This is a genomic window from Variovorax sp. GW821-FHT09A10 (genome assembly GCF_059418385.1).
In genome coordinates this window covers 250,523-271,896 of sequence record NZ_JBWKPT010000002.1, presented here as the reverse complement: position 1 = coordinate 271,896, position 21,374 = coordinate 250,523, and the positions used below count along the sequence as shown (strand labels likewise).

Annotated in this window: 20 protein-coding genes; 8 read left to right on the top strand and 12 right to left on the bottom strand. The window is 68.5% G+C overall.

What is annotated here, in order from left to right:
• Positions 1-141: 141 nt before the first annotated feature.
• Positions 142-1,926, top strand: a complete 1,785-nt coding sequence (msbA, locus tag AC07Q9_RS08100; protein WP_489061301.1) for a lipid A export permease/ATP-binding protein MsbA — start codon at positions 142-144, stop codon at positions 1,924-1,926.
• Positions 1,927-1,929: 3 nt separating this feature from the next.
• Here the strand turns inward: msbA and AC07Q9_RS08095 are convergent, their stop codons facing one another.
• Entirely contained in the window at positions 1,930-2,691 is a 762-nt protein-coding gene (locus AC07Q9_RS08095) for a GntR family transcriptional regulator (protein WP_495308643.1), read from the bottom strand.
• A gap of 100 nt (positions 2,692-2,791) precedes the next feature.
• Here AC07Q9_RS08095 and AC07Q9_RS08090 point away from each other — a divergent pair, with 100 nt between their 5' ends.
• The 3 genes from AC07Q9_RS08090 to AC07Q9_RS08080 all read left to right on the top strand — a co-directional run bounded on the left by AC07Q9_RS08090 (position 2,792) and on the right by AC07Q9_RS08080 (position 5,994).
• Complete coding sequence (locus AC07Q9_RS08090; RefSeq protein WP_495308641.1) at positions 2,792-3,574, top strand: SDR family oxidoreductase; 783 nt, start codon at positions 2,792-2,794, stop codon at positions 3,572-3,574.
• 47 nt (positions 3,575-3,621) lie between these two features.
• Positions 3,622-4,554, top strand: a complete 933-nt coding sequence (gene kce, locus AC07Q9_RS08085) for a 3,5-dioxohexanoate:acetyl-CoA acetone transferase (protein WP_495308639.1) — start codon at positions 3,622-3,624, stop codon at positions 4,552-4,554.
• Positions 4,555-4,662: 108 nt separating this feature from the next.
• Entirely contained in the window at positions 4,663-5,994 is a 1,332-nt protein-coding gene (locus AC07Q9_RS08080) for an MFS transporter (protein ID WP_492734653.1), read from the top strand.
• A 33-nt stretch (positions 5,995-6,027) separates the two neighbouring features.
• On the opposite strand, the gene rng is transcribed toward AC07Q9_RS08080, so the two are convergent.
• The 8 genes from rng to AC07Q9_RS08040 are packed head-to-tail and all read right to left on the bottom strand — an operon-like array spanning position 6,028 to position 12,980.
• The gene (gene rng / locus AC07Q9_RS08075) at positions 6,028-7,554 is read right to left on the bottom strand and encodes a ribonuclease G (RefSeq protein WP_070060811.1); all 1,527 of its coding nucleotides are present in this window, start codon (positions 7,552-7,554) and stop codon (positions 6,028-6,030) included.
• Between the two features lie 7 nt (positions 7,555-7,561).
• Positions 7,562-8,164, bottom strand: a complete 603-nt coding sequence (locus AC07Q9_RS08070) for a Maf family protein (protein WP_495308638.1) — start codon at positions 8,162-8,164, stop codon at positions 7,562-7,564.
• 40 nt (positions 8,165-8,204) lie between these two features.
• Positions 8,205-8,672, bottom strand: a complete 468-nt coding sequence (rlmH, locus tag AC07Q9_RS08065; protein ID WP_070060813.1) for a 23S rRNA (pseudouridine(1915)-N(3))-methyltransferase RlmH — start codon at positions 8,670-8,672, stop codon at positions 8,205-8,207.
• Complete coding sequence (gene rsfS, locus AC07Q9_RS08060) at positions 8,669-9,364, bottom strand: ribosome silencing factor (protein WP_062470113.1); 696 nt, start codon at positions 9,362-9,364, stop codon at positions 8,669-8,671. The genes rlmH and rsfS overlap by 4 nt, the downstream gene beginning before the upstream one ends.
• Positions 9,364-9,996: a nicotinate (nicotinamide) nucleotide adenylyltransferase gene (gene nadD / locus AC07Q9_RS08055; RefSeq protein WP_492676929.1), complete on the bottom strand. Its 633-nt coding sequence runs from the start codon at positions 9,994-9,996 to the stop codon at positions 9,364-9,366. Before nadD ends, rsfS begins: the two co-directional genes overlap by 1 nt.
• Positions 9,993-10,913, bottom strand: a complete 921-nt coding sequence (gene hemF, locus AC07Q9_RS08050) for an oxygen-dependent coproporphyrinogen oxidase (RefSeq protein ID WP_495308636.1) — start codon at positions 10,911-10,913, stop codon at positions 9,993-9,995. The genes nadD and hemF overlap by 4 nt, the downstream gene beginning before the upstream one ends.
• Positions 10,913-12,211 (bottom strand): phosphoribosylamine--glycine ligase, encoded by a 1,299-nt coding sequence (gene purD, locus AC07Q9_RS08045; RefSeq protein WP_495308634.1) that lies wholly within the window; start codon positions 12,209-12,211, stop codon positions 10,913-10,915. The genes hemF and purD overlap by 1 nt, the downstream gene beginning before the upstream one ends.
• 43 nt (positions 12,212-12,254) lie before the next feature.
• Positions 12,255-12,980, bottom strand: a complete 726-nt coding sequence (locus AC07Q9_RS08040; protein WP_056580425.1) for a YebC/PmpR family DNA-binding transcriptional regulator — start codon at positions 12,978-12,980, stop codon at positions 12,255-12,257.
• A gap of 117 nt (positions 12,981-13,097) precedes the next feature.
• Between AC07Q9_RS08040 and AC07Q9_RS08035 the strand changes: the two genes are divergently transcribed.
• Genes AC07Q9_RS08035 through AC07Q9_RS08020 form a run of 4 tightly spaced genes read left to right on the top strand, consistent with a single transcriptional unit; the run spans position 13,098 to position 16,509 of the window.
• Entirely contained in the window at positions 13,098-13,889 is a 792-nt protein-coding gene (locus AC07Q9_RS08035; RefSeq protein WP_495308632.1) for a class I SAM-dependent methyltransferase, read from the top strand.
• Positions 13,886-14,932, top strand: a complete 1,047-nt coding sequence (locus AC07Q9_RS08030) for a chorismate transformation FkbO/Hyg5 family protein (RefSeq protein WP_495308631.1) — start codon at positions 13,886-13,888, stop codon at positions 14,930-14,932. The genes AC07Q9_RS08035 and AC07Q9_RS08030 overlap by 4 nt, the downstream gene beginning before the upstream one ends.
• 36 nt (positions 14,933-14,968) lie before the next feature.
• A complete protein-coding gene (locus tag AC07Q9_RS08025) occupies positions 14,969-15,766 on the top strand; it encodes a lysophospholipid acyltransferase family protein (protein ID WP_489061322.1) in 798 nt (265 codons plus the stop codon).
• Positions 15,730-16,509, top strand: a complete 780-nt coding sequence (locus AC07Q9_RS08020) for a glycosyltransferase family 2 protein (RefSeq protein ID WP_495308628.1) — start codon at positions 15,730-15,732, stop codon at positions 16,507-16,509. Before AC07Q9_RS08025 ends, AC07Q9_RS08020 begins: the two co-directional genes overlap by 37 nt.
• 237 nt (positions 16,510-16,746) lie before the next feature.
• Here AC07Q9_RS08020 and AC07Q9_RS08015 read toward each other — a convergent pair whose 3' ends face one another.
• The 3 genes from AC07Q9_RS08015 to macA are packed head-to-tail and all read right to left on the bottom strand — an operon-like array spanning position 16,747 to position 21,276.
• On the bottom strand, positions 16,747-18,138 hold the full coding sequence (locus tag AC07Q9_RS08015; protein ID WP_495308625.1) for an efflux transporter outer membrane subunit: 1,392 nt from the start codon (positions 18,136-18,138) through the stop codon (positions 16,747-16,749).
• The gene (macB, locus tag AC07Q9_RS08010; RefSeq protein ID WP_495308623.1) at positions 18,131-20,113 is read right to left on the bottom strand and encodes a macrolide ABC transporter ATP-binding protein/permease MacB; all 1,983 of its coding nucleotides are present in this window, start codon (positions 20,111-20,113) and stop codon (positions 18,131-18,133) included. Before macB ends, AC07Q9_RS08015 begins: the two co-directional genes overlap by 8 nt.
• Positions 20,110-21,276, bottom strand: coding sequence for a macrolide transporter subunit MacA (macA, locus tag AC07Q9_RS08005; protein ID WP_495308621.1), 1,167 nt, complete (start codon positions 21,274-21,276; stop codon positions 20,110-20,112). The genes macB and macA overlap by 4 nt, the downstream gene beginning before the upstream one ends.
• Positions 21,277-21,374 lie beyond the last annotated feature (98 nt).

Sequence of the window (21,374 nt, the reverse complement as noted above, 5' to 3'; positions counted from 1 at the left end):
TAAAAAGTTTCTCCCCGGCGTTTCACGGGCCACATGTTACACACTGGGTTGAACCCGCCGTCACAAAACGTTTATCCGGCGAAATGGTCCTACAGCCCCTGCAAAAGGCGGTCGGAGCCGCCCCGTAAAATCCGCCGCCATATGCAAGCATCCCCCGGCAGCGAGAGCGCCCGCCCTCCCCTCATGCGCCGGCTGGCGCGACTCATGACCTGGTTCGGCAGTTCGCGCCAATGGTGGGCCGTGGGGCTGATCGGCGCCCTGCTGGCCGCGCTCACCGAGCCGCTCATGGCCGCCCTGCTCAAGCCGCTGCTCGACCGGGGCTTCACGCGCGGCGAGATGCCGCTGTGGTTCATTCCGGCCGCCGTGCTGCTGCTGTTCGCGGTGCGCGGCATCGCCCAATTCATTTCGCAGTACGCGCTCTCGCGCATCGCCAACGAAGGCATGCAGAAGCTGCGCCGCGTGCTGTTCGAACGGCTGCTCGGCGCCGAGCTGGCGCTGTTCGCCCGGCAATCGGCCAGCGCGCTGTCGAACACCGTCGTGTACGAGGTGCAGACCGGTGCCATGCTGCTGGTGCAGGCGCTGCTCGGGCTCTCGCGCGACGGCTTCACGTTGATCGCGCTGCTGGGCTATCTGGTCTACCTGAACTGGAAGCTCACGCTCATCGTCGCCTTCCTGGTGCCCAGCATCTCCTGGATCATGAAGGTGTTCTCCAAGCGCCTGTACAAGCTCACGCAGCAGGGCCAGCAGGCCACCGACGAGCTGGCCTACGTGGTCGAGGAAAACGTGCTGGCCCACCGCGTGGTGCGGCTGCACGGCGCGGAGCAGGCGCAGGAGCGCCGCTTCGAACAACTGAGCCAGCGCCTCAACCGCCTGGCCGTGAAGTCCACCATCGCCCAGGCCGCCACCACGCCGCTGACGCAGATGATGGCCTCGCTGGCGCTGTCGGTGGTGGTGATGATCGCGCTGTGGCAAAGCGGCAAGCAGGGCTTCACGGTGGGCGGCTTCGTCGCCTACATCACGGCCATGCTGATGCTGATCGCGCCGATCCGCCGCCTCGCTGAAGTGGCCGGGCCGATCACGCGCGGCCTCGCAGCGCTGGAGCGCGGCTTGATCCTCATCGACGAGGTGGCGCCGGAATCGCAGGGCACCTTCAGCGTCGCCCACGCCCAAGGCCACATCGAACTGCGCAACGTGCAGGTCAGCTACCGCGGCGACGACGAACAGCGCGCACTCGACGGCGTGAACCTCGTCATCGAGCCGGGCCAGGTGGTGGCCTTTGTCGGCCCCTCGGGCTCGGGCAAGACCACGCTGGTCAACCTGCTGCCACGCTTCGTGCAGCCCAGCGGCGGCCAGGTGCTGCTCGACGGCCACGACACCAGCGAATGGCAGCTCAAGAGCCTGCGCGCCCAGTTCGCGATGGTGAGCCAGGACGTGGTGATGCTCAACGACACGCTCGCCGCCAACGTGGCGCTGGGCGGCGACATCGACATCGCGCGCGTGCAGTCCTGCCTCGAGGCGGCCAACCTGAGCGCGCACGTCGAGACGCTGCCGCAGGGCATCGACACCGTGCTGGGCCACAACGCCACGCAGCTGTCGGGCGGCCAGCGCCAACGGCTGGCGATTGCCCGCGCGCTCTACAAGAACGCGCCCGTGCTGCTGCTCGACGAAGCCACGTCGGCGCTGGACACCGAATCGGAACGGCTGGTGCAGGACGCCCTGCAACGCCTGATGCAGGGCCGCACCACGCTGATCGTGGCGCACCGCCTGTCGACCATCCAGCACGCCGACCGCATCATCGTGATGGAGCAAGGCCGCATCGCCGAGCAAGGCAGCCACGAGCAACTCATGGCGAGCGACGGGCTCTATGCGCGACTGCAGACGCTGGCGGTGCGCAGCGCGGCGCCGGGGCAGGACCCGACGCTCTGACCCTCAGCGCGCAGTGCCTGCCGCGCTGCGCGCCTTCTTCGCCGCCGGCGCGGCGTTCTGCGACGGCAGCGTGCCATCGGACACCAGCACGCCCGTCGACAGGATGAATTCCGCGGCGCTTTCGATGTCGCCCTGCAGCGCGGCCCGGGCCTTGGCGCCGTCGCGGCGCTTCAGCGCGGCCAGCAGGGCCGCATGGTGCGACATCGCCACCTTGTCCCCCACGCGTCGCGAGCCGGCCCGCAGGTCGTAGTTGAGGATGGGGCCGATGCGCAGCCACAGCGCCTCGATCATCTGCAGCAACACCGGCATGTCGGCGGCGGCGTAGACCGCGAAGTGGAACTCCTTGTTGAAGGTGACGAGCTTCGAACCGTCCGGGCTCGCCGCGTTCATCTCGGCCGCGAACTCGTCGTGCCAGCGCGTGATGTCGCGCAGCGCCACCGCACCCGATGCCGAGGCCGCCAGCTCCGTGGCCAGGCCTTCGAGGTTGGTGCGGATGGTGGTGATTTCCTTGAACTGCGCCGCCGTCATCCGGGGCACGCGCAAGGTGCGGCTGGGCGTGAGTTCGAGCGCCTGCTCGGCCACCAGGCGCTGCATCGCCTCGCGCACCGGCATCACGCTCACGCCCAGCGCCTCGGCCGCGCTGCGCAATGAAATCTGCTCGCCCGGCATCATCTGCCCGCTCATCACGAGGTCGCGCAACTGGTCGTAGACGTTGGCGCTGAGCGTCTGGCGCTTCAGGGGGGTGACGAGATCGGTGAGGCTCATGCGTCGAAGTATATGTCCGGGGTATTCCCTATGAATTATCTGTGATCACAGATATACGATCCCCGTCATTGCAAAAATCGACCTCAAGGATCTCTTCAGCATGTGGAACAACAACTCCCTCGCCGGCCGGCGCGTGCTCGTCACCGCCGGTGCCAACGGCATCGGCCTGGACATCGTGCGCAGCTTCGCGGCGGCGGGCGCCAAGGTCTTCGTCTGCGATGTTCGGGCTGCCAGCCTCGACCAGCTGGCGCGTGAGCTGCCCGAGGTGGGCCGCTGCGTTGCCGACGTGTCCAACGAGGACGACGTGGCCCGCCTGTTCGAGGCCGTCGACCGCGAACTCGGCGGCCTCGACGTGCTTGTGAACAACGCCGGCGTGGCCGGCCCCACCGGCCCGGTCGAGACCGTCTCGCTCGCCGACTGGGAGCGCACGATGGCCGTCAACGTCACCGGCCAGTTCCTCTGCGTGCGGCTGGCCGTGCCGCGGCTGCGCAAGGGCCGCCTGCCCGCCATCGTCAACCTGTCCTCGGCCGCCGGGCACCTGGGCATGCCGGGGCGCTCGCCCTACTCCGCCTCGAAGTGGGCCGTCATCGGCTTCACGAAAACGCTGGCGCTCGAACTCGGGGCCGACGGCATCCGCGTCAACGCGATCCTGCCGGGCGCGGTCGATGGTCCGCGCATCCGCGCGGTGATCGCCGCCAAGGCCGAGGCGCTGGGCAAGCCGCTCGACGAAGTGACGCGCGCCTACACCGCGCAGGCCGCGCTGGGCCGCATGGTCACAGCGACAGACATCGCGAACATGGTTCTGTTCGCCGCCAGTGACCTGGCCGCCAGCGTCACGGGCCAGGAGCTCGTGGTGGACGGCCACACGCAGGCGCTGAGCTGATCCGCTCGCACGCCCCTTCTTTCCCTCTTCTTCTTTCCGGACACCTCATGGCCCAACGCCCCAAAGCCATCATCACCTGCGCCCCCACGGGCGCCATCCACACGCCCAGCATGTCGCCGCACCTTCCCGTGACGGCCGACGAGATTGCGCACGCTTCGATCGAAGCCGCCCGCGCGGGCGCCGCGATCCTGCACCTGCATGCGCGCGACCCGAAGGACGGCCGCCCCTCGCAGGACCCGGACCTGTTCCGCCCCTTCCTCTCGAAGATCAAGGCCGCGACCGATGCGGTGATCAACATCACCACCGGCGGCAGCCCGCACATGAGCGTCGAGGAGCGCATGCGCCCGGCCACCACCTTCAAGCCCGAGCTCGCGTCGCTCAACATGGGCTCGATGAACTTCGGCCTCTTTCCGATGCTGGAGCGCTTCAAGTCCTTCGCGCATGAATGGGAGCGCGAGCACCTGGAGAACAGCCGCAACCTGATCTTCAAGAACACCTTTGCCGACATCGAGAACATCCTGAAGCTCGGCAACGCCAACGGCACGCGCTTCGAGTTCGAGTGCTACGACGTGAGCCACCTCAACAACCTGCGGCACTTCCTCGACCGCGGGCTGGTGCAGGCCCCGGTCTTCGTGCAGACGGTCTTCGGCATCCTGGGCGGTATCGGCGCCGATCCCGAAGACCTGATGCACATGCGCCGCACCGCCGCGCGGCTGTTCGGCGACCGCTTCGAATGGTCGATCCTCGGCACCGGCCGCAACCAGCTGCCGCTGGCCACCATCGGCGCCGCCATGGGCGCGCACGTGCGCGTCGGGCTCGAAGACTCGCTGTGGATCGGCCCGGGCCGGCTCGCCGCGTCGAGCGCCGAACAGGTGCTGCGCATCCGCGCCGTGCTGGAGGCGCTGAACATCGACATCGCGACACCCGCCGAAGCCCGCGAGATCCTCGGGCTCAAGGGCGCGGCGAACGTCGACTTCTAGCCCTGCACCCGAACCGCCCGGCCCGGCCCACGACCGGGCCGCATCTACACGCCGGCGCACGCCGGCGACCTTCCGCCAGAACACGACAGGACAGGAGAGAGACATCCCATGCAACACCCATCCATCCCCGCCACGCCGCCGGGCCTGCGCGCCCGCCAGGCCGTCGACGAACAGGCCTCGCTCAATGCGCTGATCTTTCGCAAGCTCATGCCGCTGCTGGTGCTGGCCTATGTGATCAGCTTCATCGACCGCACCAACATCGCGCTGGCCAAGAGCCACATGGCCGTGGACATCGGCATCTCGGCAGCCGCCTACGGGCTGGGCGCCGGGCTGTTCTTTTTGAGCTACGCGCTGCTCGAAGTGCCCAGCAACCTCGTGATGCACCGCGTGGGGGCCCGCTGGTGGATCGCCCGCATCATGATCACCTGGGGCCTGCTGTCGGCCGGCATGGCCTTCGTCACGGGCGAGACCTCGTTCTACGTGATGCGCATCCTGCTCGGCGCGGCGGAAGCCGGCCTGTTCCCGGGCGTGATGCTGTACCTGAACTACTGGTTCGGCCGCAAGGACCGCGCACGCGCCACGGGCTACTTCCTGCTCGGCGTGTGCATCGCGAACATCCTCAGCGGCCCGGTCGGCGGCGCGCTGCTGCAGATGGATGGCCTGTGGGGCTGGCACGGCTGGCAATGGATGTTCGTGCTCGAAGGCCTGCCCGCCGTGGCGCTGGCCTTCGTGGTCTGGCGCAAGCTGCCTGACGGGCCTTCGAGTGCCAGCTGGCTCACGCGCCCGCAGGCGCAGGCCATCGAACGCCAGCTCGCCGCCGAACGCGCCGAGGACGTGGCCAACGGACAGGTCGGCGAGTCGTTCCGCGCCTGCCTGGTCGACCGGCAGATCTGGCTGGCGATCTTTGTCTACTTCTGCCACCAGATCAGCATCTACACGGTGATCTTCTTCCTGCCGAGCATCATCGGCACCTACGGCAAGCTCTCGCCGCTGGAAATCGGCGCGCTCAACTCGCTGCCCTGGGTGGCCGCCGCTGTCGGCGCCATTGCGCTGCCGCGGCTCGCGGTCACGCCGCAGCGCGGTCGGCTCCTGCTGCTGGTCGGGCTGGTCTCGATGGCGGTGGGTCTGTTGATCGCCGCCTTCGCGAGCCCGGCCATTGCGCTGGCCGGCTTCTGCCTCACGGGCTCGATGTTCTTCGTAGTGCAGTCCGTGATCTTCCTGTTCGCGTCCTCACGGCTGGCTGGCGTGGCGCTGGCAGGCGGACTCGCGTTGGTCAACACCTGCGGCCTCGTGGGCGGCTTCATCGGCCCGTCGGTGATGGGCTGGATCGAGCAGAGCACGGGCAGCACGAAGAACGGGCTGCTGCTGATCGCCGGCATGCTGGTGGCCGCCGCGCTGGCCAGCGTCTGGATGCGCCAAGGCCAGGAGTCGAAGCGCTGACCCGTCGTTGCCACGGGCCGCGCGCTCCCACCGTCAGAGCAGCACGATGTCGTACTGCCCCTGCCCGATCGCCGGCTCCGACTGCAGCGAGATCGGCTTGCCGATGAAGTCGCTCAGCCCCGCGAGGTGCTGGCTCTCCTCGTCGAGGAACAGCTCGATGACTTGCGGCGACGAGACGATGCGGAACTCGCGCGGCGTGAACTGCCGTGCCTCGCGCAGGATCTCGCGCATCACGTCGTAGGCCACGCTGCGCGCGGTCTTCACGATGCCCTGCCCGCTGCAGGCCACGCAAGGCTCGCACAGCATGTGGGCCAGCGATTCGCGCGTGCGCTTGCGCGTCATCTCGACGAGGCCGAGCTGCGAGAAACCGCCGGCCGTGGTCTTCACGCGGTCGCGTGCGAGCTGCTTGCGGAACTCGGCCAGCACCTGCTCGCGGTGGTCGTCGCGCGCCATGTCGATGAAGTCGACGATGATGATCCCGCCCAGGTTGCGCAGGCGCAGCTGCCGCGCAATGGCCTGCGCGGCCTCGAGGTTGGTCTTGAAGATGGTGTCGTCGAAGTTGCGCGCACCGACGAAGCCGCCGGTGTTCACGTCGACGGTGGTCAATGCCTCGGTCTGGTCGACCACGAGGTAGCCGCCCGACTTCAGGTCGACGCGCCGGCCCAGCGCCTTCGCGATTTCCTCGTCCACCGAATACAGGTCAAAGATCGGCCGCTCGCCCTTGTAGTGCTGCAGCTTGCCGGCCGCCTGCGGCATGAATTCGAGGCCGAATTTCAGCAGCACTTCGAACTGCTCGCGCGAGTCGATGCGGATGGTCTGCGTGTCTTCGCTCGTCATGTCGCGCAGCACGCGCTGCAGCAGGCTCAGGTCCTGGTGCAGCAGCGACATGGCCGGCATCCGGCCCGAGGCCTCGCGGATGCGGGTCCAGGTCTTGCGCAGGTAGGCGATGTCTTCGGCCAGCTCGGCGTCGGCGGCGTCTTCGCCGTTGGTGCGCAGGATGAAGCCGCCCGTGTTCACGGGCACCACGCCGCCGCTCTCGGCGGCCGCGGCCGCCTCGATGAGCGCCAGCATGCGGTTGCGCAGCGACTCGCGCTGGTCGGGCGGGATCTTCTGCGACACACCGATATGGTTGTCCTGCGGCAGGAACACCAGCAGCCGGCCGGCGATGCTGATCTGCGTGGACAGCCGCGCGCCCTTGGTGCCGATCGGGTCCTTGATGACCTGCACCAGCAGCGACTGGCCTTCGAACACCTGCTTCTCAATGGGCACCATCGGCCCGCCGTTGCGGTGGTCGCGTTCAGGCGGCGCGGCGCTCGGGCGCGAGCCCGGCGTGAACGGCGAGACGATGTCGGCCACGTGCAGGAAGGCGGTGCGTTCCAGGCCGATGTCGATGAAGGCCGACTGCATGCCCGGCAGCACGCGCGAGACCTTGCCCAGGTAGATGTTGCCGACCAGCCCGCGCTCGAGCGTGCGCTCGACGTGCAGCTCTTGCACCGCGCCGTGCTCGACCAGCGCCACACGGGTCTCCTGCGGAGACCAGTTGATCAGGATGTCTTGCATGGATGTCTTAAGTATTGAAACCGACGCCTCGAAGCAGCTGCGCGGTCTCGAACATGGGGAGTCCCATGATGCCCGAATAGGAGCCGCTGATGTGCTCCACGAACGCAGCCGCCGCGCCCTGGATGGCATAGGCGCCGGCCTTGCCGAGCGGCTCGCCGCTGGCGGCGTAGGCCGCGATCTGCTTCTTCGTGAGCGTGGCGAAGCGCACGCGCGATACGCTCAGCGCCGCATGGCGTCGACGACCGTGCTGCAGCGCGACCGCTGTGAGCACGCGGTGCATGGCGCCGGACAGGTGCGCGAGCATGCGTTCGGCATCGCGTGCGTCCTCGGGCTTGCCGAGGATGGTGCGGCCGAGCGCGACGGTGGTGTCAGCGCAGAGCACGGGCGCATCGGCCAAGCCCAGGCGCTTGCGGCGCGCGACGGCGGCATCGAGCTTCAGGGCGGTGACGCGCTGCACGTAGGCGGTCGGCGACTCGTTCGGCAGCAAGGCTTCGAGCGCCTCGGCGTCTTCGTCGTCACCGGCCAGCAGCAGTTCGTGGCGCACGCCGAGCTGGCCGAGCAATTGGGCGCGGCGCGGGCTTTGCGACGCGAGGTAGATGAAGTCAGGCAAGTTCAGGTCTCCGAGGTGGGCCCCACCGCCGGCCCCGTGGTCATTCCCGGTGGTACGGATGGCCCGCGTTGACCGACCACGCCCGATAGAGCTGTTCGACCAGCAGCACGCGCGCCATGGCGTGGGGCAGGGTCAGGTCGGACAGGCGGATGCGTTCGTGCGCCGCGGCCTTGAAGGCCGGGTCGAGCCCGTCGGGGCCCCCGATGACCAGCGCGACGTCGTCGCCCTCGCCCTGCCAGGTCTGCAGCCGTGCGGCCAGCGCCTTGGTGGTGAGCGCGGTGCCACGCTCGTCGAGCACGACGATGCGCATGCCGCGGGCGATGGCACCCTCGATGCGTTCGCGCTCGGCGGCATACAGCGTCTCGAGGGTCTTGGAGCCGCGAGGCTCGGTCTTGACAGCGCGCAGCTCAAGCTTGAGCTCGGGCGGGAAGCGCTTGGCGTAGTCGTCCCAGGCAGTCTGCGCCCAGTCGGGCATGCGCTGCCCGACGGCGACCACCAGCAGCTTCATGCGCGGCGGGCTGGCGCCTTCTTGGCCGGCGCCTTCTTTGCAGCGGTCTTCTTGGCGGCCGGCTTGCCGACCACCTTCACCGGCACGCGTGCGGTGCCCGTGGCGGACTTCTTCGCAGGGGCCTTCTTGGCGGCGGTCTTGCCCGCGGTCTTCGATGCGGCCTTCTTCGCCGGGGCCTTGGCGGCCTTGGCTTCCTGCTCGGCCGCGCGGATCGCGGTCTTGGCAGCGCTCGAACGGCGCAGGCTCGGCGTCTTGGCGGCGGCCGTCTTCTTCTCTTCGGCGCCCTTGACGACGGACGAGGCGGTGGCCAGCGCGGGCTTGGTGGCACCGAGCTTGGCGCGCACCGGCTTGTCGCCCCAGATCTCTTCGAGGTGGTAGTACTGGCGGATGGCGGGCTGCATGATGTGCGCCACGGCCGCGCCGCAGTCCACGATGATCCACTCGCCGTTTTCCTCGCCCTCGGTGCGCGGCTTGGCAAAGCCGGCTTCACGCACGGCGTCGCGCACGCTCGAAGCGAGCGCCTTGGTCTGGCGGTTGGAGGTGCCCGACGCCACGATCACGCGCTCGAACAGCGGCGAGAGGTGCTCCGTGTCGAATACCTGGATGTCCTGCGCCTTGACGTCTTCGAGACCATCGATGATGGCTCGCTGGAGTTTTTGGATGTCTTTTTTGGCGGCGGCTTCAGTGGTCATCAGGCAGAGCGGTAGAGGTGGTGTTGGTCAATATAGCGTGCAACCGTGGGCGGAACCAGCGAGGAAATGTCCACACCCGACGCCACACGCCGCCGGATATCGGTGGCGCTGGTGTCCATGGCGGCAGGCAGTTCAAGCGCCTCGAAACGCGCGCCAGCCGGGAGGCCGGGCAGCTGTTTCGGATCAAAACGAGTGACGTCACCCGTCGATAGTGCGCGATACGCTACAGAAACGATAGCAATGCCGAGTATATCCTGCCAGCCGTGCCAGGTCGGCAAGGCCGCCGCCTGGTCCGCGCCCATCACCAGCACGAGCTGTGCGCCGGGCTGCTCTTTCTGCAATTCGTGCAGCGTGTCGAGCGTGTAGGTCGGGCCGTCGCGCAACACTTCGCGGCTGTCGATGACGACCTTGCCTGTCAGGCTGCCGAAGGCCAGTTGCGCCATCGCGAGACGATCTTCCTTCGGCGTGAGCGTGCGGCTCTTGTGCCAGGCCTGCCCTGTGGGAATGACGTGCAACTCCGTCAGATCGAGCTGCGCCAATGCAGCTTCGGCCAGGGCGACGTGCGCGTTGTGCGGCGGGTCGAAGGCCCCGCCGAAGACGCCGATGCGCAAAGCGGAACCGGTGGGGCTCACACCCAGTCCCGGCGCACGATGAAGTCGCTGTACAGCGCGGCTTCGGGGCTGCCTGCTTCGGGCTGTTGCCGGTAGGCCCAGCTCGCGAGCGGCGGCATCGACAGCAGGATCGATTCGGTGCGCCCGCCCGACTGCAGGCCGAAGTGCGTGCCGCGGTCCCACACGAGGTTGAACTCGACATAGCGCCCGCGCCGGTACAGCTGGAATTCGCGCTCGCGCTCGCCGTACGGCATGCCGCGGCGGCGCTCGACGATCGGCAGGTAAGCCTGCAGAAACGCATCGCCGACCGAGCGGATCAGCGCAAAGCCGTTCTCGATGCCGCCTTCGGCGAAGTCGTCGAAGAAGATGCCGCCGATGCCGCGCTGCTCGTTGCGGTGCTTCAGAAAGAAATACTCGTCACACCAGGTCTTGAAGCGCGGGTACTTGTCGGCGCCGAAGGGAGCGAGCGCGTCGCGGCACACGGTGTGGAAATGCACCGCGTCTTCCTCGAAGCCGTAGCACGGCGTGAGGTCCATGCCGCCACCGAACCAGCACACCGGATCGCCGCCGCCCGCGGGCTGCGCGGCCAGCATGCGCACGTTCATGTGGACGATCGGCACATAGGGGTTGCGCGGGTGGAACACCAGCGACACGCCCATGGCCTCGAACGGCGCGCCCGAGAGCTCGGGGCGGTTCTGCGTGGCCGAGGACGGCAGCTTGGCGCCGCGCACCTGCGAGAAGCCGACGCCGGCGCGCTCGAACAGCGCGCCGCCTTCGAGGATGCAGGTCAGGCCATTGCCCTGCAGCGGCTCGCCGGGTTCTTTCTGCCAGGCGTCGCGCACCGCGCTGCCGCCGTCCGCCGCCTCGATCGCCGAGATAATCGATTGCTGCAGTCCGCGCAGGTAGTCGCCGACCGCCTTCGGCTGGGTGGCTGGCATCAGGATTGGGTCGTGTTGCGCGCGCTCAGCGCGCGGTAGCCGATGTCCTTGCGGTACTGCGCACCGTCGAACTGCACGCGCGCCGCGACTTCGTAGGCGCGCTGCTGCGCCTGCTTGACGCTGTCGGCCAGCACGGTCACGCAGAGCACGCGGCCGCCGCTGGTCTTGAGCTCACCGTTCTCGAGCGTGGTGCCCGCGTGGAACACCACGGCATCGGGCGCCTCGGCCGGGATGCCGCTGATGCGGTCGCCCTTGCGCGGCGACAGCGGGTAGCCGTGCGCGGCCATCACCACGCCCAGCGCCACGCGACGGTCCCATTGCAGCTCGACCTGGTCGAGCGTGCCGTCGGTGGCGTGCCAGAACACCTCGAACAGGTCGGACTTCAGGCGCATCATGATCGGCTGCGTCTCGGGGTCGCCCATGCGGCAGTTGAATTCGAGCGTCTTGGGCTGGCCGGCCGCGTCGATCATGAGGCCGGCATAGAGGAAGCCGGTGAACGGAATGCCGTCCTTTTCCATGCCGCGGATGGTCGGCAGGATGATCTCGCGCATGGCGCGCGCATGCACCTCGGCCGTGACCACGGGCGCGGGCGAGTACGCGCCCATGCCGCCGGTGTTCGGGCCTTCGTCGCCGTCGAGCAGGCGCTTGTGGTCCTGGCTGGTGGCGAGCGCGGCGACGTTCTTGCCGTCGCACATCACGATGAAGCTGGCTTCTTCGCCTTGCAGGAATTCTTCGATGACGACGCGTGCGCCGCCTTCGTTGTGCGACACGCCGAACTTGTTGTCGACCAGCATGAAGTCGACGGCCTCATGGGCTTCCTGCGCGGTCATCGCAACCACCACGCCCTTGCCGGCGGCCAGGCCGTCGGCCTTGACGACGATCGGCGCGCCCTTGGCGTCGATGTATGCGTGGGCGGCAGCGGCGTCGGTGAAGGCCTCGTACTCGGCGGTCGGGATCTTGTGGCGCTTCATGAAGGCCTTCGAGAAGGCCTTGGAGCTTTCGAGCTGCGCAGCCGCCTGCGTCGGGCCGAAGATGCGCAGGCCATGCGCGCGGAACTCGTCCACCACGCCGGCCGCCAGCGGTCCTTCGGGGCCGACCACGGTCAGCGCGATTTTCTCGGCCATCGCCCACTCGCGCAGCGCGGCGGGTTCGGTGATGTCGATGCAGTCGTAGCGTTCGTCGCTCACGGTGCCGCCGTTGCCGGGTGCCACGTAGACGCGGCTGACCCGGTTGCCCTGCGCCAGCCGCCACGCCAGTGCGTGCTCGCGGCCCCCTCCTCCAATCACCAGTACCTTCATTCGCGGGCTTTCGTTTGTCGCTGTGGATCCATCATTCATTCGCTCAGTCGGACAGTGCGGCGTTGTGATAAACGTCCTGCACGTCGTCCAGGTCCTCGAGCACGTCGAGGAGCTTCTGCATCCTGGCGGCGTCTTCACCGGTCACGTCCACGGTGTTCTCGGCGCGCATGGTGATTTCAGCGGCGTCGGGCTTCAGGCCCGCGGCTTCGAGCGCGTTCTTCACGGCCTCGAAGTCGCCGATGGCGGTGAGCACCTCGATGGCGCCGTCGTCGTCGGTGATCACGTCCTCGGCGCCGGCTTCCAGGGCCACTTCCATGACCTTGTCCTCGCTGGTGCCGGGCGCAAAGATGATCTGGCCGCAGTGCTTGAACTGGAAGGCCACCGAGCCTTCGGTGCCCATGTTGCCGCCGTGCTTGGAGAAGGCGTGGCGCACTTCGGCCACGGTGCGCACGCGGTTGTCGGTCATGGTGTCGACGATGATCGCCGCGCCGCCGATGCCGTACCCTTCGTAACGAATTTCTTCGTAATTGACGCCTTCGAGGTTGCCCGTGGCCTTGTCGATGTTGCGCTTGACGGTGTCGATGGGCAGGTTGACCGCCTTGGCCTTCTCGACCGCCAGCCGCAGCCGGGGGTTGGCGCTGAGGTCGGCGCCGCCGGCGCGTGCCGCCACCGTGATTTCACGGATGGCGCGGGTCCAGAGCTTGCCGCGTTTCTCGTCCTGGCGGCCCTTGCGGTGCTGAATATTTGCCCACTTGCTATGTCCGGCCATGGCTATCTCTCTCGCTGTCGTGTGTTTTCAAAGCAAGTGTGGAGTTTACTGTCCGGCGCACACAACGCTCCCCGGCGCCCGGGATTTCCGCCCGGACCTTTTGGTGATAATTGTTCGATGACGCCATCGCCCATTGCCGGTACGGGAAATCCCGACGCCCTGCCGCCGCACGCCCCGCTGCCGCTGTACTACAACACCGAAGCGGAGCACCAGGCGTTCCTGCGGCGCATCTTCGACAGCACGGCCGCGGACTACGACCGCATCGAAGCCGTGCTGGCCTTCGGCACCGGCCCCGCGTACCGGCGCGACGCACTGAAGCAGGCCGGCCTCACGGCGGGCGCGCAGGTGCTCGACGTGGGCATCGGCACCGGGCTCGTCGCCCGCGAAGCTCTGAAGCTCATCGGATCCACCGGCAAGCTCACCGGCGTCGACCCCAGCGTGGGCATGATGGGCCAGGTCCGCCTGCCCGGCGTCGAACTGATTCAAGGCGTGGCCGAGGCCCTGCCCCGCCCCGACGCCAGCTGCGATTTCGTGAGCATGGGCTACGCCATGCGCCACATCAGCGACGTGGCCGCCGCCTTTTCCGAATTCCATCGCGTGCTGCGCCCTGGCGGGCGCGTGGTGGTGCTCGAGATCACCAAGCCCGAAGGCCGCTTGGCCACCGCGCTGCTCAAGGGCTACATGCGCGCCGTGGTGCCGCTGATCGCCCGCGTGGTCGGCCGCCGCAGCGACACCTCGGAGCTGTGGCGCTATTACTGGGACACGATCGAGGCCTGCATCCCGCCCGAGCGCGTCATGCAGGCACTGGGCGCCGCCGGCTTCAGCGACGTGCGCCGGCATGCGAGCCTCGGGGTCTTCTCGGCCTACACCGGCCGCAAACCCGAATCCACCGCCGACGAGGTTCGATGAACGTGCGCCCCCAGGACGACCGCCTTCATTCCCCCCTGCGCGTGGAGCGCCTCTCGCTGCCGGACAGCCTTGCGCTGGCCACGCACAGCCATGCACCCTTCGCCGCGCTCGGCTACGGCACGCCGCACGGTGTCGCCTGGATGCCCACGGTCAACGCGCGCGTGCTGTCGCCGCAGGGCGCGATGGCCGATGTGTGGCACGTGGCCGACGGCGCACAGGTCCGGTCGGGCACCACCGGCATCGCGCGCTGGCGCACCGACGGACACTGGTTGCTGGGCGCCATTGACCTCGATGAAGCCGTGGAGGGCCAGAGCCTGACCGAGCTTGCACAGCGCGCCTACCGCGACCTGTTCCGCACGCTCGACCAGGCCGACACGCCGCACCTGCAGCGCATCTGGAACTACCTGCCGCGCATCAACGCTGACGGCGGCGGGCTGGAGCGCTACCGCCAGTTCAACCTCGGTCGGCAGGAAGCCTTCTTCGAAGCCGGCCGCGCCGCCTTCGAGGGTGCCCCGGCCGCCTGTGCGCTGGGCATCCGCCAGGGTGCGCTGTCGATCCGTTTTCTCGCGGGACGCGCCGCGCCGCTGCCGGTCGAGAACCCGCGGCAGGTGTCGGCCTACCGCTATCCCGAAACCTACGGCCCGCGCTCGCCGACCTTCTCGCGCGCCGCGCTGGCGGACATCGGCGACGGCCAGGTGGCGCTGTTCATCTCGGGCACGGCGAGCATCGTCGGGCACGAAACGGTGCACCACGGCGACGTGCGTGAGCAGGCCCGTGAAACGCTGCGCAACCTCGAGGCCGTGATCGCCTCCGCCCATGCGCAGACCACGGCGCGCTTCTCGCTCGACGCGCTCGATTGCGTGGTGTACGTGCGGCATCCGTCGGACACCGAGGCCGTGCGCGAGGTGATCGAAGCCGCGCTCGGCGCCCAGTCGCCGATGGCCCGCCATGCGGTGTACCTGGAAGCCGACATCTGCCGCAGCGATCTGCTGGTCGAGATCGAGGCCCACACGGTCGCCGCCGGCCGGCTGCAGGCCGCCTGAGCGGCCCGCCGTCCGCCTGCCCGACCGACACCACCCATGAACGTGCTGCGTCTTCTCACGTCGATCCCGCTCGCGCTGATGCTCTATGCGCTGCTGCTGTTCCTCGGCCTGATCTCGCTGGTCTGGAACCTGGTCGCCATGCTGCTGTACCCGGTGATGCCGGCCGCACCGGCGCGCGCGCTGGGCCGCATGACCATCGCCTTTGCCTACCGGATGTTCTGGTGGCTCGCCTCGGTCACCGGCATGATGCGCATCGACGCTTCGTGCCTGGACCCAATGCGCAACGAACCCGGCGTGATCTTCGTGGCCAACCACCCGACCATGCTCGACGCGCTGCTGCTGGTGGCGCGGCTGCCGCGCAGCGCCTGCATCATGAAGGCCGATCTGATGGGCAACATCTTCCTCGGCGCCGGGGCCCGGCTGGCGCGCTACATCAGCAACAAGTCGGCCCGCACGATGGTGCGCCTGGCGGTCAACGACCTGCGCCAGGGCGGCCAGCTCGTGATCTTTCCCGAAGGCACGCGCACGGTGACGCCGCCGCTGAACCCCTTCCGCCCCGGCACCACGCTGATTGCCAAGCTGGCGCAGGCGCCGATCCAGACCGTGTTCATCGACACCGACTCGCCCTACCTCGGCAAGGGCTGGCCGCTGTGGCGCGTGCCGCCGCTGCCCATCGTCTTCACGCTGCGGCTGGGCAAGCGCTTTGCGCCGACGCAGGACAGCGATGCGTTGCAGGTCGAGCTGGAGCACTATTTCCGTCAACACATGGAGCAGCGCGCCACCGACGCGTCCCCCGAATGCCAGCAGACGCCTCGCGCACCCACCTTGTCCTGATCCCCAGCTACAACACGGGCGAGCGCCTGTTCTCGACGGTCGCGGCCGCGCGGGCCCAATGGAACCCGGTGTGGGTGGTGATCGATGGCAGCGACGACGGCACGGGCGAGCGGCTGCAGCAGATGGCGGCCAGCGATCCGGGGCTGTGCGTGTGGGTGCTGCCGCAGAACCAGGGCAAGGGCTCGGCGGTGCTGCACGGCTTGCGGGCCGCGAAGGACGCCGGCTTCACGCATGCGCTCACGATGGATTCCGACGGGCAGCATCCGGCGGACCTGATCCCCTCTTTCATGAACGCCTCGCTGGCGCGGCCCGAGACGATGGTGCTGGGCCGGCCGGTGTTCGACGCCAGCGCGCCGCTGCTGCGGGTGCGCGGGCGGCGGGTGTCGAACGGCTGGACGCAGCTCGAGACGCTGTTCGCGGGCGTGGGCGATTCGCTCTACGGTTTTCGCGTGTACCCGGTGGTCGACCTGATCGCGGTGATGGCGCGGCAACCGTGGATGCGGCGCTTCGACTTCGATACCGAGGCGGTCGTGCGGCTGGCCTGGCGCGGGGTCAAGCCGGTGAACATCGATGCGCCTGTGAAGTACCTGACGGCGGAGGAAGGCGGGGTGTCGCACTTTCGCTATGGGCGGGACAATGTGCTGCTGACTTGGATGCACACGCGGCTGATGGTTGAGTTTGTTTTGCGGCTGCCGGGGTTGCTTTTTCGCAAGCTGCGGGGGGCGCCGCCGTTTCAGGCCTAGCCTCTTTTTGAGGGGCGCCCGGCAGGCGGTACGGCGCGGTCGGCCCCACTGTGCCGGCCGCTTCGCGGCTCCCCTGCGGTGCTCGCGTTTCGCGGGGTCTCGCAGAACTCGCCTGCGGCTCAAACAGCTGCGAGCCCTGATCCGCGAAACGCTGCGCTCCTCGGCGGCACAGAGGGGCCGCCCACACCGCACCGCCTGCCGGGCACCTGCTGTGATGTGGGAGCTCTTCCTCTCTTCCTACTCGACGATGGCCGCGCCACCCAACGCCTTGTACAGCGTCATCGTGGCGTTGAGCTGGTTCAACCGGTTCTGCGCCACCGACACCTCCGCGAGGCGGCGCTTGTCCTTGGCATCGAGCACCGGCTGCAACGCCGTGGCGCCGGCGCGGTAGCGCACTTCCGACAAGGCCTCCGCGCGTTGCGCCTGCTGCAGCGCCAGGGCCAGCTTCACGCTTTCGTCCTGCAGCTGGGTGCGCGACGACAGCGTGTTCTCCACCTCGGACAGCGCGGTGTACAGCGACTGGCGGAACCCGACGACCGCTTCTTCGTAACGCGTCTGCGACACGGCGACGGTCAGCCGCGCGGTGTTCCATTGCAGGAAAGGCAGCACCAGGCCAGCACCGAGGGTCGCGACCGGGTTCTTCAGCACCTCGCCCAGGGCATTGCTTCCCGCGCCCAGCGAACCCGTGAGGCTCAGCACCGGGTAGAAACTGGTGCGCGTGGCATCGACGTTCGCCAGCGAGGACCGCAGGCGCTGCTCCGCGGCACGCAGGTCGGGCCGGCGAGCCAGCAGGCTGGCGGGCAGGCCGGCATCGATCACGGGCAAGGCGGTGTCTGGCAGCTGCGAGGGCTCGTCCCTCGGGACGTCGGGCGGCATGTCGAACAGGATCGCCAGTGCGTTGCGCGCCTCGACACGCTGCTGCAGCAACTGCGTGTGCGCGGCCTCCTGGCTCGCGAGGTTCTGGCCGGCCTGCGCGACGTCAAGCCCGGACACGGCACCTGCCGCGTACTTGGCGCGCACCAGCGCCTGGATGCGCCGCGCATCGGCCATGCCGGCCTCGCTCAGCGCGATGCGGTGGTTCAGGTACCCGGTCTGCCAGTAGAGCCCGGCCGTGGTGCCCACCAGCGCCAGCGCCGTGGCCTCGCGGTCGGACTGGGTGGCCTGCAGCTCCCAGTCGGCAACGCTGCGCTGCGCCGACAGGCGGCCCCACAGGTCAACTTCGTAGCTCAGGCTCAGCAAGGAGCTCGCGCTCGATGCGGCCACGCCGCCGCGCTTCAGGTCGAAGCTGCGTTGGGTGCCCAGTTGCCCCGTCACGCCCGGCGTGAGGTTGGTGTTCGCCAGGCCGGCCTGCAGCTGCGCCCGTTGCACGCGGATGCCGGCGGCGGCCAGGTTGTTGTTGGTGCGCAGGGCGCTGTCGATCAGGGTGTCGAGCCGCGCGTCGTGGAAGGCGGTCCACCAGCGGGCCTGCGGCACGGCCGCCGCGTTCTGCGGCAGGGGCTGTTGCTGCTGCTGCCACGCCTGCGGCACGCCGAGCGGTCGGTGTTCGCGCCGCTCCGGCGCGAACAGCGTGCAGCCGCCGAGCGCCAGCGCGATGGCGAGTCCCGCCAGGGTCGGTCGGGCGCTACTCACGCGCCAGTGCCTCGATGGGGTCAAGCCGCGCGGCGTTGCGCGCCGGCAGGTACCCGAACAGCACGCCGATGAGCGACGCGCACAAAAAAGCCGACACCACGGCCCCGAGCGAAAAGATCATTTGCCATTGCTTCACGAACAGCGAGAACACAAAGCTGATGCCGTACGACAGTATCACGCCGATGAAACCGCCGACCAGGCACACGAGCACGGCCTCGGTCAGGAACTGCTGCAGCACGTCGCTTTGACGCGCCCCCACGGCCATGCGGATGCCGATCTCGCGGGTGCGCTCGGTCACCGACACCAGCATGATGTTCATCACGCCGATGCCGCCCACCACGAGCGAGATCACCGCGATCAGCGACAGCAGCAGCGTGAGCGACTGGCTCGTGCGCTCGGCCGTCTTCACGATGCTGTCCATGTTGAAGGTAAAGAAGTCCTTGCCGCCGTGGCGCAGCGTGAGCAGCCGCACGATGCTCTCTTCGGCCGCCTTGGTGGGCTGGTCGTCGCGGATGCGCACGGTGATGCTGTCGAAGTGCTGCTGGCCGAACAGGCGGCTTGCACCCGTGCTGTAGGGCAGCCAGATGTTGAGCGACTTGTTCTCGCCGAACATGCTCTTCTTTTCCTGCGCCACGCCGATCACGGTGCACGGCAGGCTGCCCACCAGGATGATCTTGCCGACCGGATCGGTGCCGTCGGGAAAGAGCTTGCGCCGCGTGTTCTGGTCGATCACCACCACCTGCGACTGGTGCCGCACGTCGTTGGCGTCGAAGTCCGTGCCGCTGGACATCTGGATGTCGCGCACGCTGAAGAAGTTGTCGCTGACGCCGTTCACGTTGCCGTTGACGTCGGCGCTGCGGTAGCGCAGGCGCAGGCTGCGCATGGTGGTCGGCGTGACGCTGTGCACGTAGGGCTGCGCGGCAATGGCCTGCAGGTCGGCCGGCAACAGCGTGCGGATGCTCGCGGCCTTGTCGTCCCCGAAGTCGTGGCCCGGGTAGATGTCGAGGGTGTTGGTGCCGATGGCCTTGATGTCGGCCAGCACGAAGCGCTTGGCGCCCTCCCCGATGGCCACGATCGACACCACGGAGGTGATGCCGATGATGATGCCCAGCATGGTCAGCGCCGTGCGCATGCGGTGCGCCATCATCGAGCGCCAGGCCATGCGGAAGGCTTCGGAGAAACGCGCCCAACCGGTGCTGAAGCGCGCAATGCCCAGCGTGGGGCGCGTCATGGCGGGCGGCGTGGGGGCGTCGTCGCCGACCGTCTGCGCGGGTGCGGCCACGGTCGGCACGTTCGGCCGGTCGCCGACGATCACGCCGTCGGCGATCTCGATGATGCGTTCGGTGCAGCGTGCCACCTGCATGTCGTGCGTCACGATGATGATCGTGTGCCCCTGCGCATGCAGCTCGCGCAGGATGCCCATGACCTCCTGGCCGCTCTTGCTGTCGAGCGCGCCGGTGGGCTCGTCGGCCAGGATGACCTGCCCGCCGTTCATGAGCGCGCGCGCGATGCTCACGCGCTGCTGCTGGCCGCCCGAAAGCTGGCTCGGCCGGTGCTCGGTGCGGTCTTCCAGGCCCAGGCGCGCGAGCAGCTGCCGCGCCCGCGCGTCGCGCGCCACGCCCTCCGTGCCGGCATAGACGGCGGGCACCTCGACGTTGCCGGTGGCCGTCAAGTGCTGCATGAGGTGGTAGCGCTGGAAGATGAAGCCGAAGTGCTCGCGCCGCAGCGCGGCGAGCGCGTCGCTGTCGAGCGTGCCGACGTCCTGGCCCGACACGGTGTAGGTGCCGGTGGTCGGCCGGTCGAGGCAGCCGAGGATGTTCATGAGCGTCGACTTGCCCGAGCCCGAGGCGCCGACGATGGCCAGCATTTCGCCGTGGCCGATGTCCAGGTTGACGTCTTTCAGCACCTGGACCTCCTGCTCGCCCGAGGGAAAGCTGCGGCCGATGCCGCGCAGGGTCAGCAGCGGCTGCGTCACTGGCGCGGCCTCCGGTTGCCGCTGTCGTTGGTGCTGCCGTCGGTCTTCTCCAGCGCCGAGGCATCGCCGGTGATGACGCTGTCGCCCTCCTTCAGGCCTTCGAGCACCTGCGCCTGGAAGTTGTTGCTGATGCCCACGCGCACCTGCCGCTTTTCCACGCGCTGGTCGGGCAGGAGCACGCGCACTTCGTGGCGGCCGTCCTTGTCACGCGTGCCGAGCGCGGTGAGCGGCACGGTCAGCGCCTGTTTCGCCTCGCCCAGCAGGATGGCGACCTGCGCCGTCATGTCGACGCGCAGCGTGCGCTCGGGGTTGGGCACGTCGAACAGCGCGTTGAAGAACACGGCGTTGTTGATCTTCTCGGGCGAGGGCTGCACCGCGCGCAGCGTGCCGTGGTAGCGCGTGTCGGGGTCGCCCAGGATGGTGAAGTACACCGGCTGGCCGGCCTTCACGCGCACCACGTCGGCCTCGGACACCTGGGCCTTCACGGTCATGGTCGACAGGTCGGCCAGCTTCATCAGCGTGGGCACCTGGAACGAGGCCACCACGGTCTGGCCTTCGAGCGTGCTGATGGACACCACGTCGCCGTCGATGGGCGCCATGATGCGGGTGTACGACAGGTTGGTCTGCGCCGAGGCCAGGGCCAGCTTCTGCTGGCGGATCTGCGCGTCGAGCGAGACGGCGTCGGCGCGCAGCGCGCGCAGCTCGGTGTCGGCGCTTTCCAGGTCCTGGCGCGCGGCGGCGTCCTGCGCCAGCATCTCGCGCTGGCGCGCCCAGGTGAGTTCGGCCTGCTTCACGCGCACTTCCTTGGCGAGCTTCTGGGCCTGCAGGTTCTCGAGCTTGGCCTGTTCCTGCGCGAAGGTGTTCTGCGAGATGACGGGATCGATCTCGGCGAGCCAGTCGCCCTTCTTCACTGTCTGGCCGAGCACCACCTTCAGCGACTTGAGCTGGCCGGACACCTGCGCGCCGACCTCGACCTGCTTGAAGGCCTGCAGCACGCCCGTGGCGAGCACCGCGTTCTCCAGGTCGCTGCGCTGCACGGTGGCGGTGAGGTAGTCGCTTTTCTTCGGCGGGCTCAGCCAGAAGAAGGCTGCGATGGCCAGCACGACGAGCAAGGCCAGGCCGACAAGAAGCTTGCGCGATCGTCGCGAAGGAGTGGTGGGCATGCAGTGAAGAAGTGGGATGAATCGGGCGGCAAGGCCCGGGAAGGGATGCGATTGATCCTAGCCCCGGTTGCTGAAGGGCTGCTAAAGCATGCGTTTCG

Excerpts from the sequence above, each read along its gene's own strand:
- msbA (WP_489061301.1), top strand. The coding sequence starts at position 142 with ATGCAAGCATCCCCCGGCAGCGAGAGCGCCCGCCCTCCCCTCATGCGC.
- AC07Q9_RS08095 (WP_495308643.1), bottom strand. The coding sequence starts at position 2,691 with ATGAGCCTCACCGATCTCGTCACCCCCCTGAAGCGCCAGACGCTCAGC.
- AC07Q9_RS08090 (WP_495308641.1), top strand. The coding sequence starts at position 2,792 with ATGTGGAACAACAACTCCCTCGCCGGCCGGCGCGTGCTCGTCACCGCC.
- kce (WP_495308639.1), top strand. The coding sequence starts at position 3,622 with ATGGCCCAACGCCCCAAAGCCATCATCACCTGCGCCCCCACGGGCGCC.
- AC07Q9_RS08080 (WP_492734653.1), top strand. The coding sequence starts at position 4,663 with ATGCAACACCCATCCATCCCCGCCACGCCGCCGGGCCTGCGCGCCCGC.
- rng (WP_070060811.1), bottom strand. The coding sequence starts at position 7,554 with ATGCAAGACATCCTGATCAACTGGTCTCCGCAGGAGACCCGTGTGGCG.
- rlmH (WP_070060813.1), bottom strand. The coding sequence starts at position 8,672 with ATGAAGCTGCTGGTGGTCGCCGTCGGGCAGCGCATGCCCGACTGGGCG.
- rsfS (WP_062470113.1), bottom strand. The coding sequence starts at position 9,364 with ATGACCACTGAAGCCGCCGCCAAAAAAGACATCCAAAAACTCCAGCGA.
- hemF (WP_495308636.1), bottom strand. The coding sequence starts at position 10,913 with ATGCCAGCCACCCAGCCGAAGGCGGTCGGCGACTACCTGCGCGGACTG.
- purD (WP_495308634.1), bottom strand. The coding sequence starts at position 12,211 with ATGAAGGTACTGGTGATTGGAGGAGGGGGCCGCGAGCACGCACTGGCG.
- AC07Q9_RS08040 (WP_056580425.1), bottom strand. The coding sequence starts at position 12,980 with ATGGCCGGACATAGCAAGTGGGCAAATATTCAGCACCGCAAGGGCCGC.
- AC07Q9_RS08035 (WP_495308632.1), top strand. The coding sequence starts at position 13,098 with ATGACGCCATCGCCCATTGCCGGTACGGGAAATCCCGACGCCCTGCCG.
- AC07Q9_RS08030 (WP_495308631.1), top strand. The coding sequence starts at position 13,886 with ATGAACGTGCGCCCCCAGGACGACCGCCTTCATTCCCCCCTGCGCGTG.
- AC07Q9_RS08025 (WP_489061322.1), top strand. The coding sequence starts at position 14,969 with ATGAACGTGCTGCGTCTTCTCACGTCGATCCCGCTCGCGCTGATGCTC.
- AC07Q9_RS08020 (WP_495308628.1), top strand. The coding sequence starts at position 15,730 with ATGCCAGCAGACGCCTCGCGCACCCACCTTGTCCTGATCCCCAGCTAC.
- macA (WP_495308621.1), bottom strand. The coding sequence starts at position 21,276 with ATGCCCACCACTCCTTCGCGACGATCGCGCAAGCTTCTTGTCGGCCTG.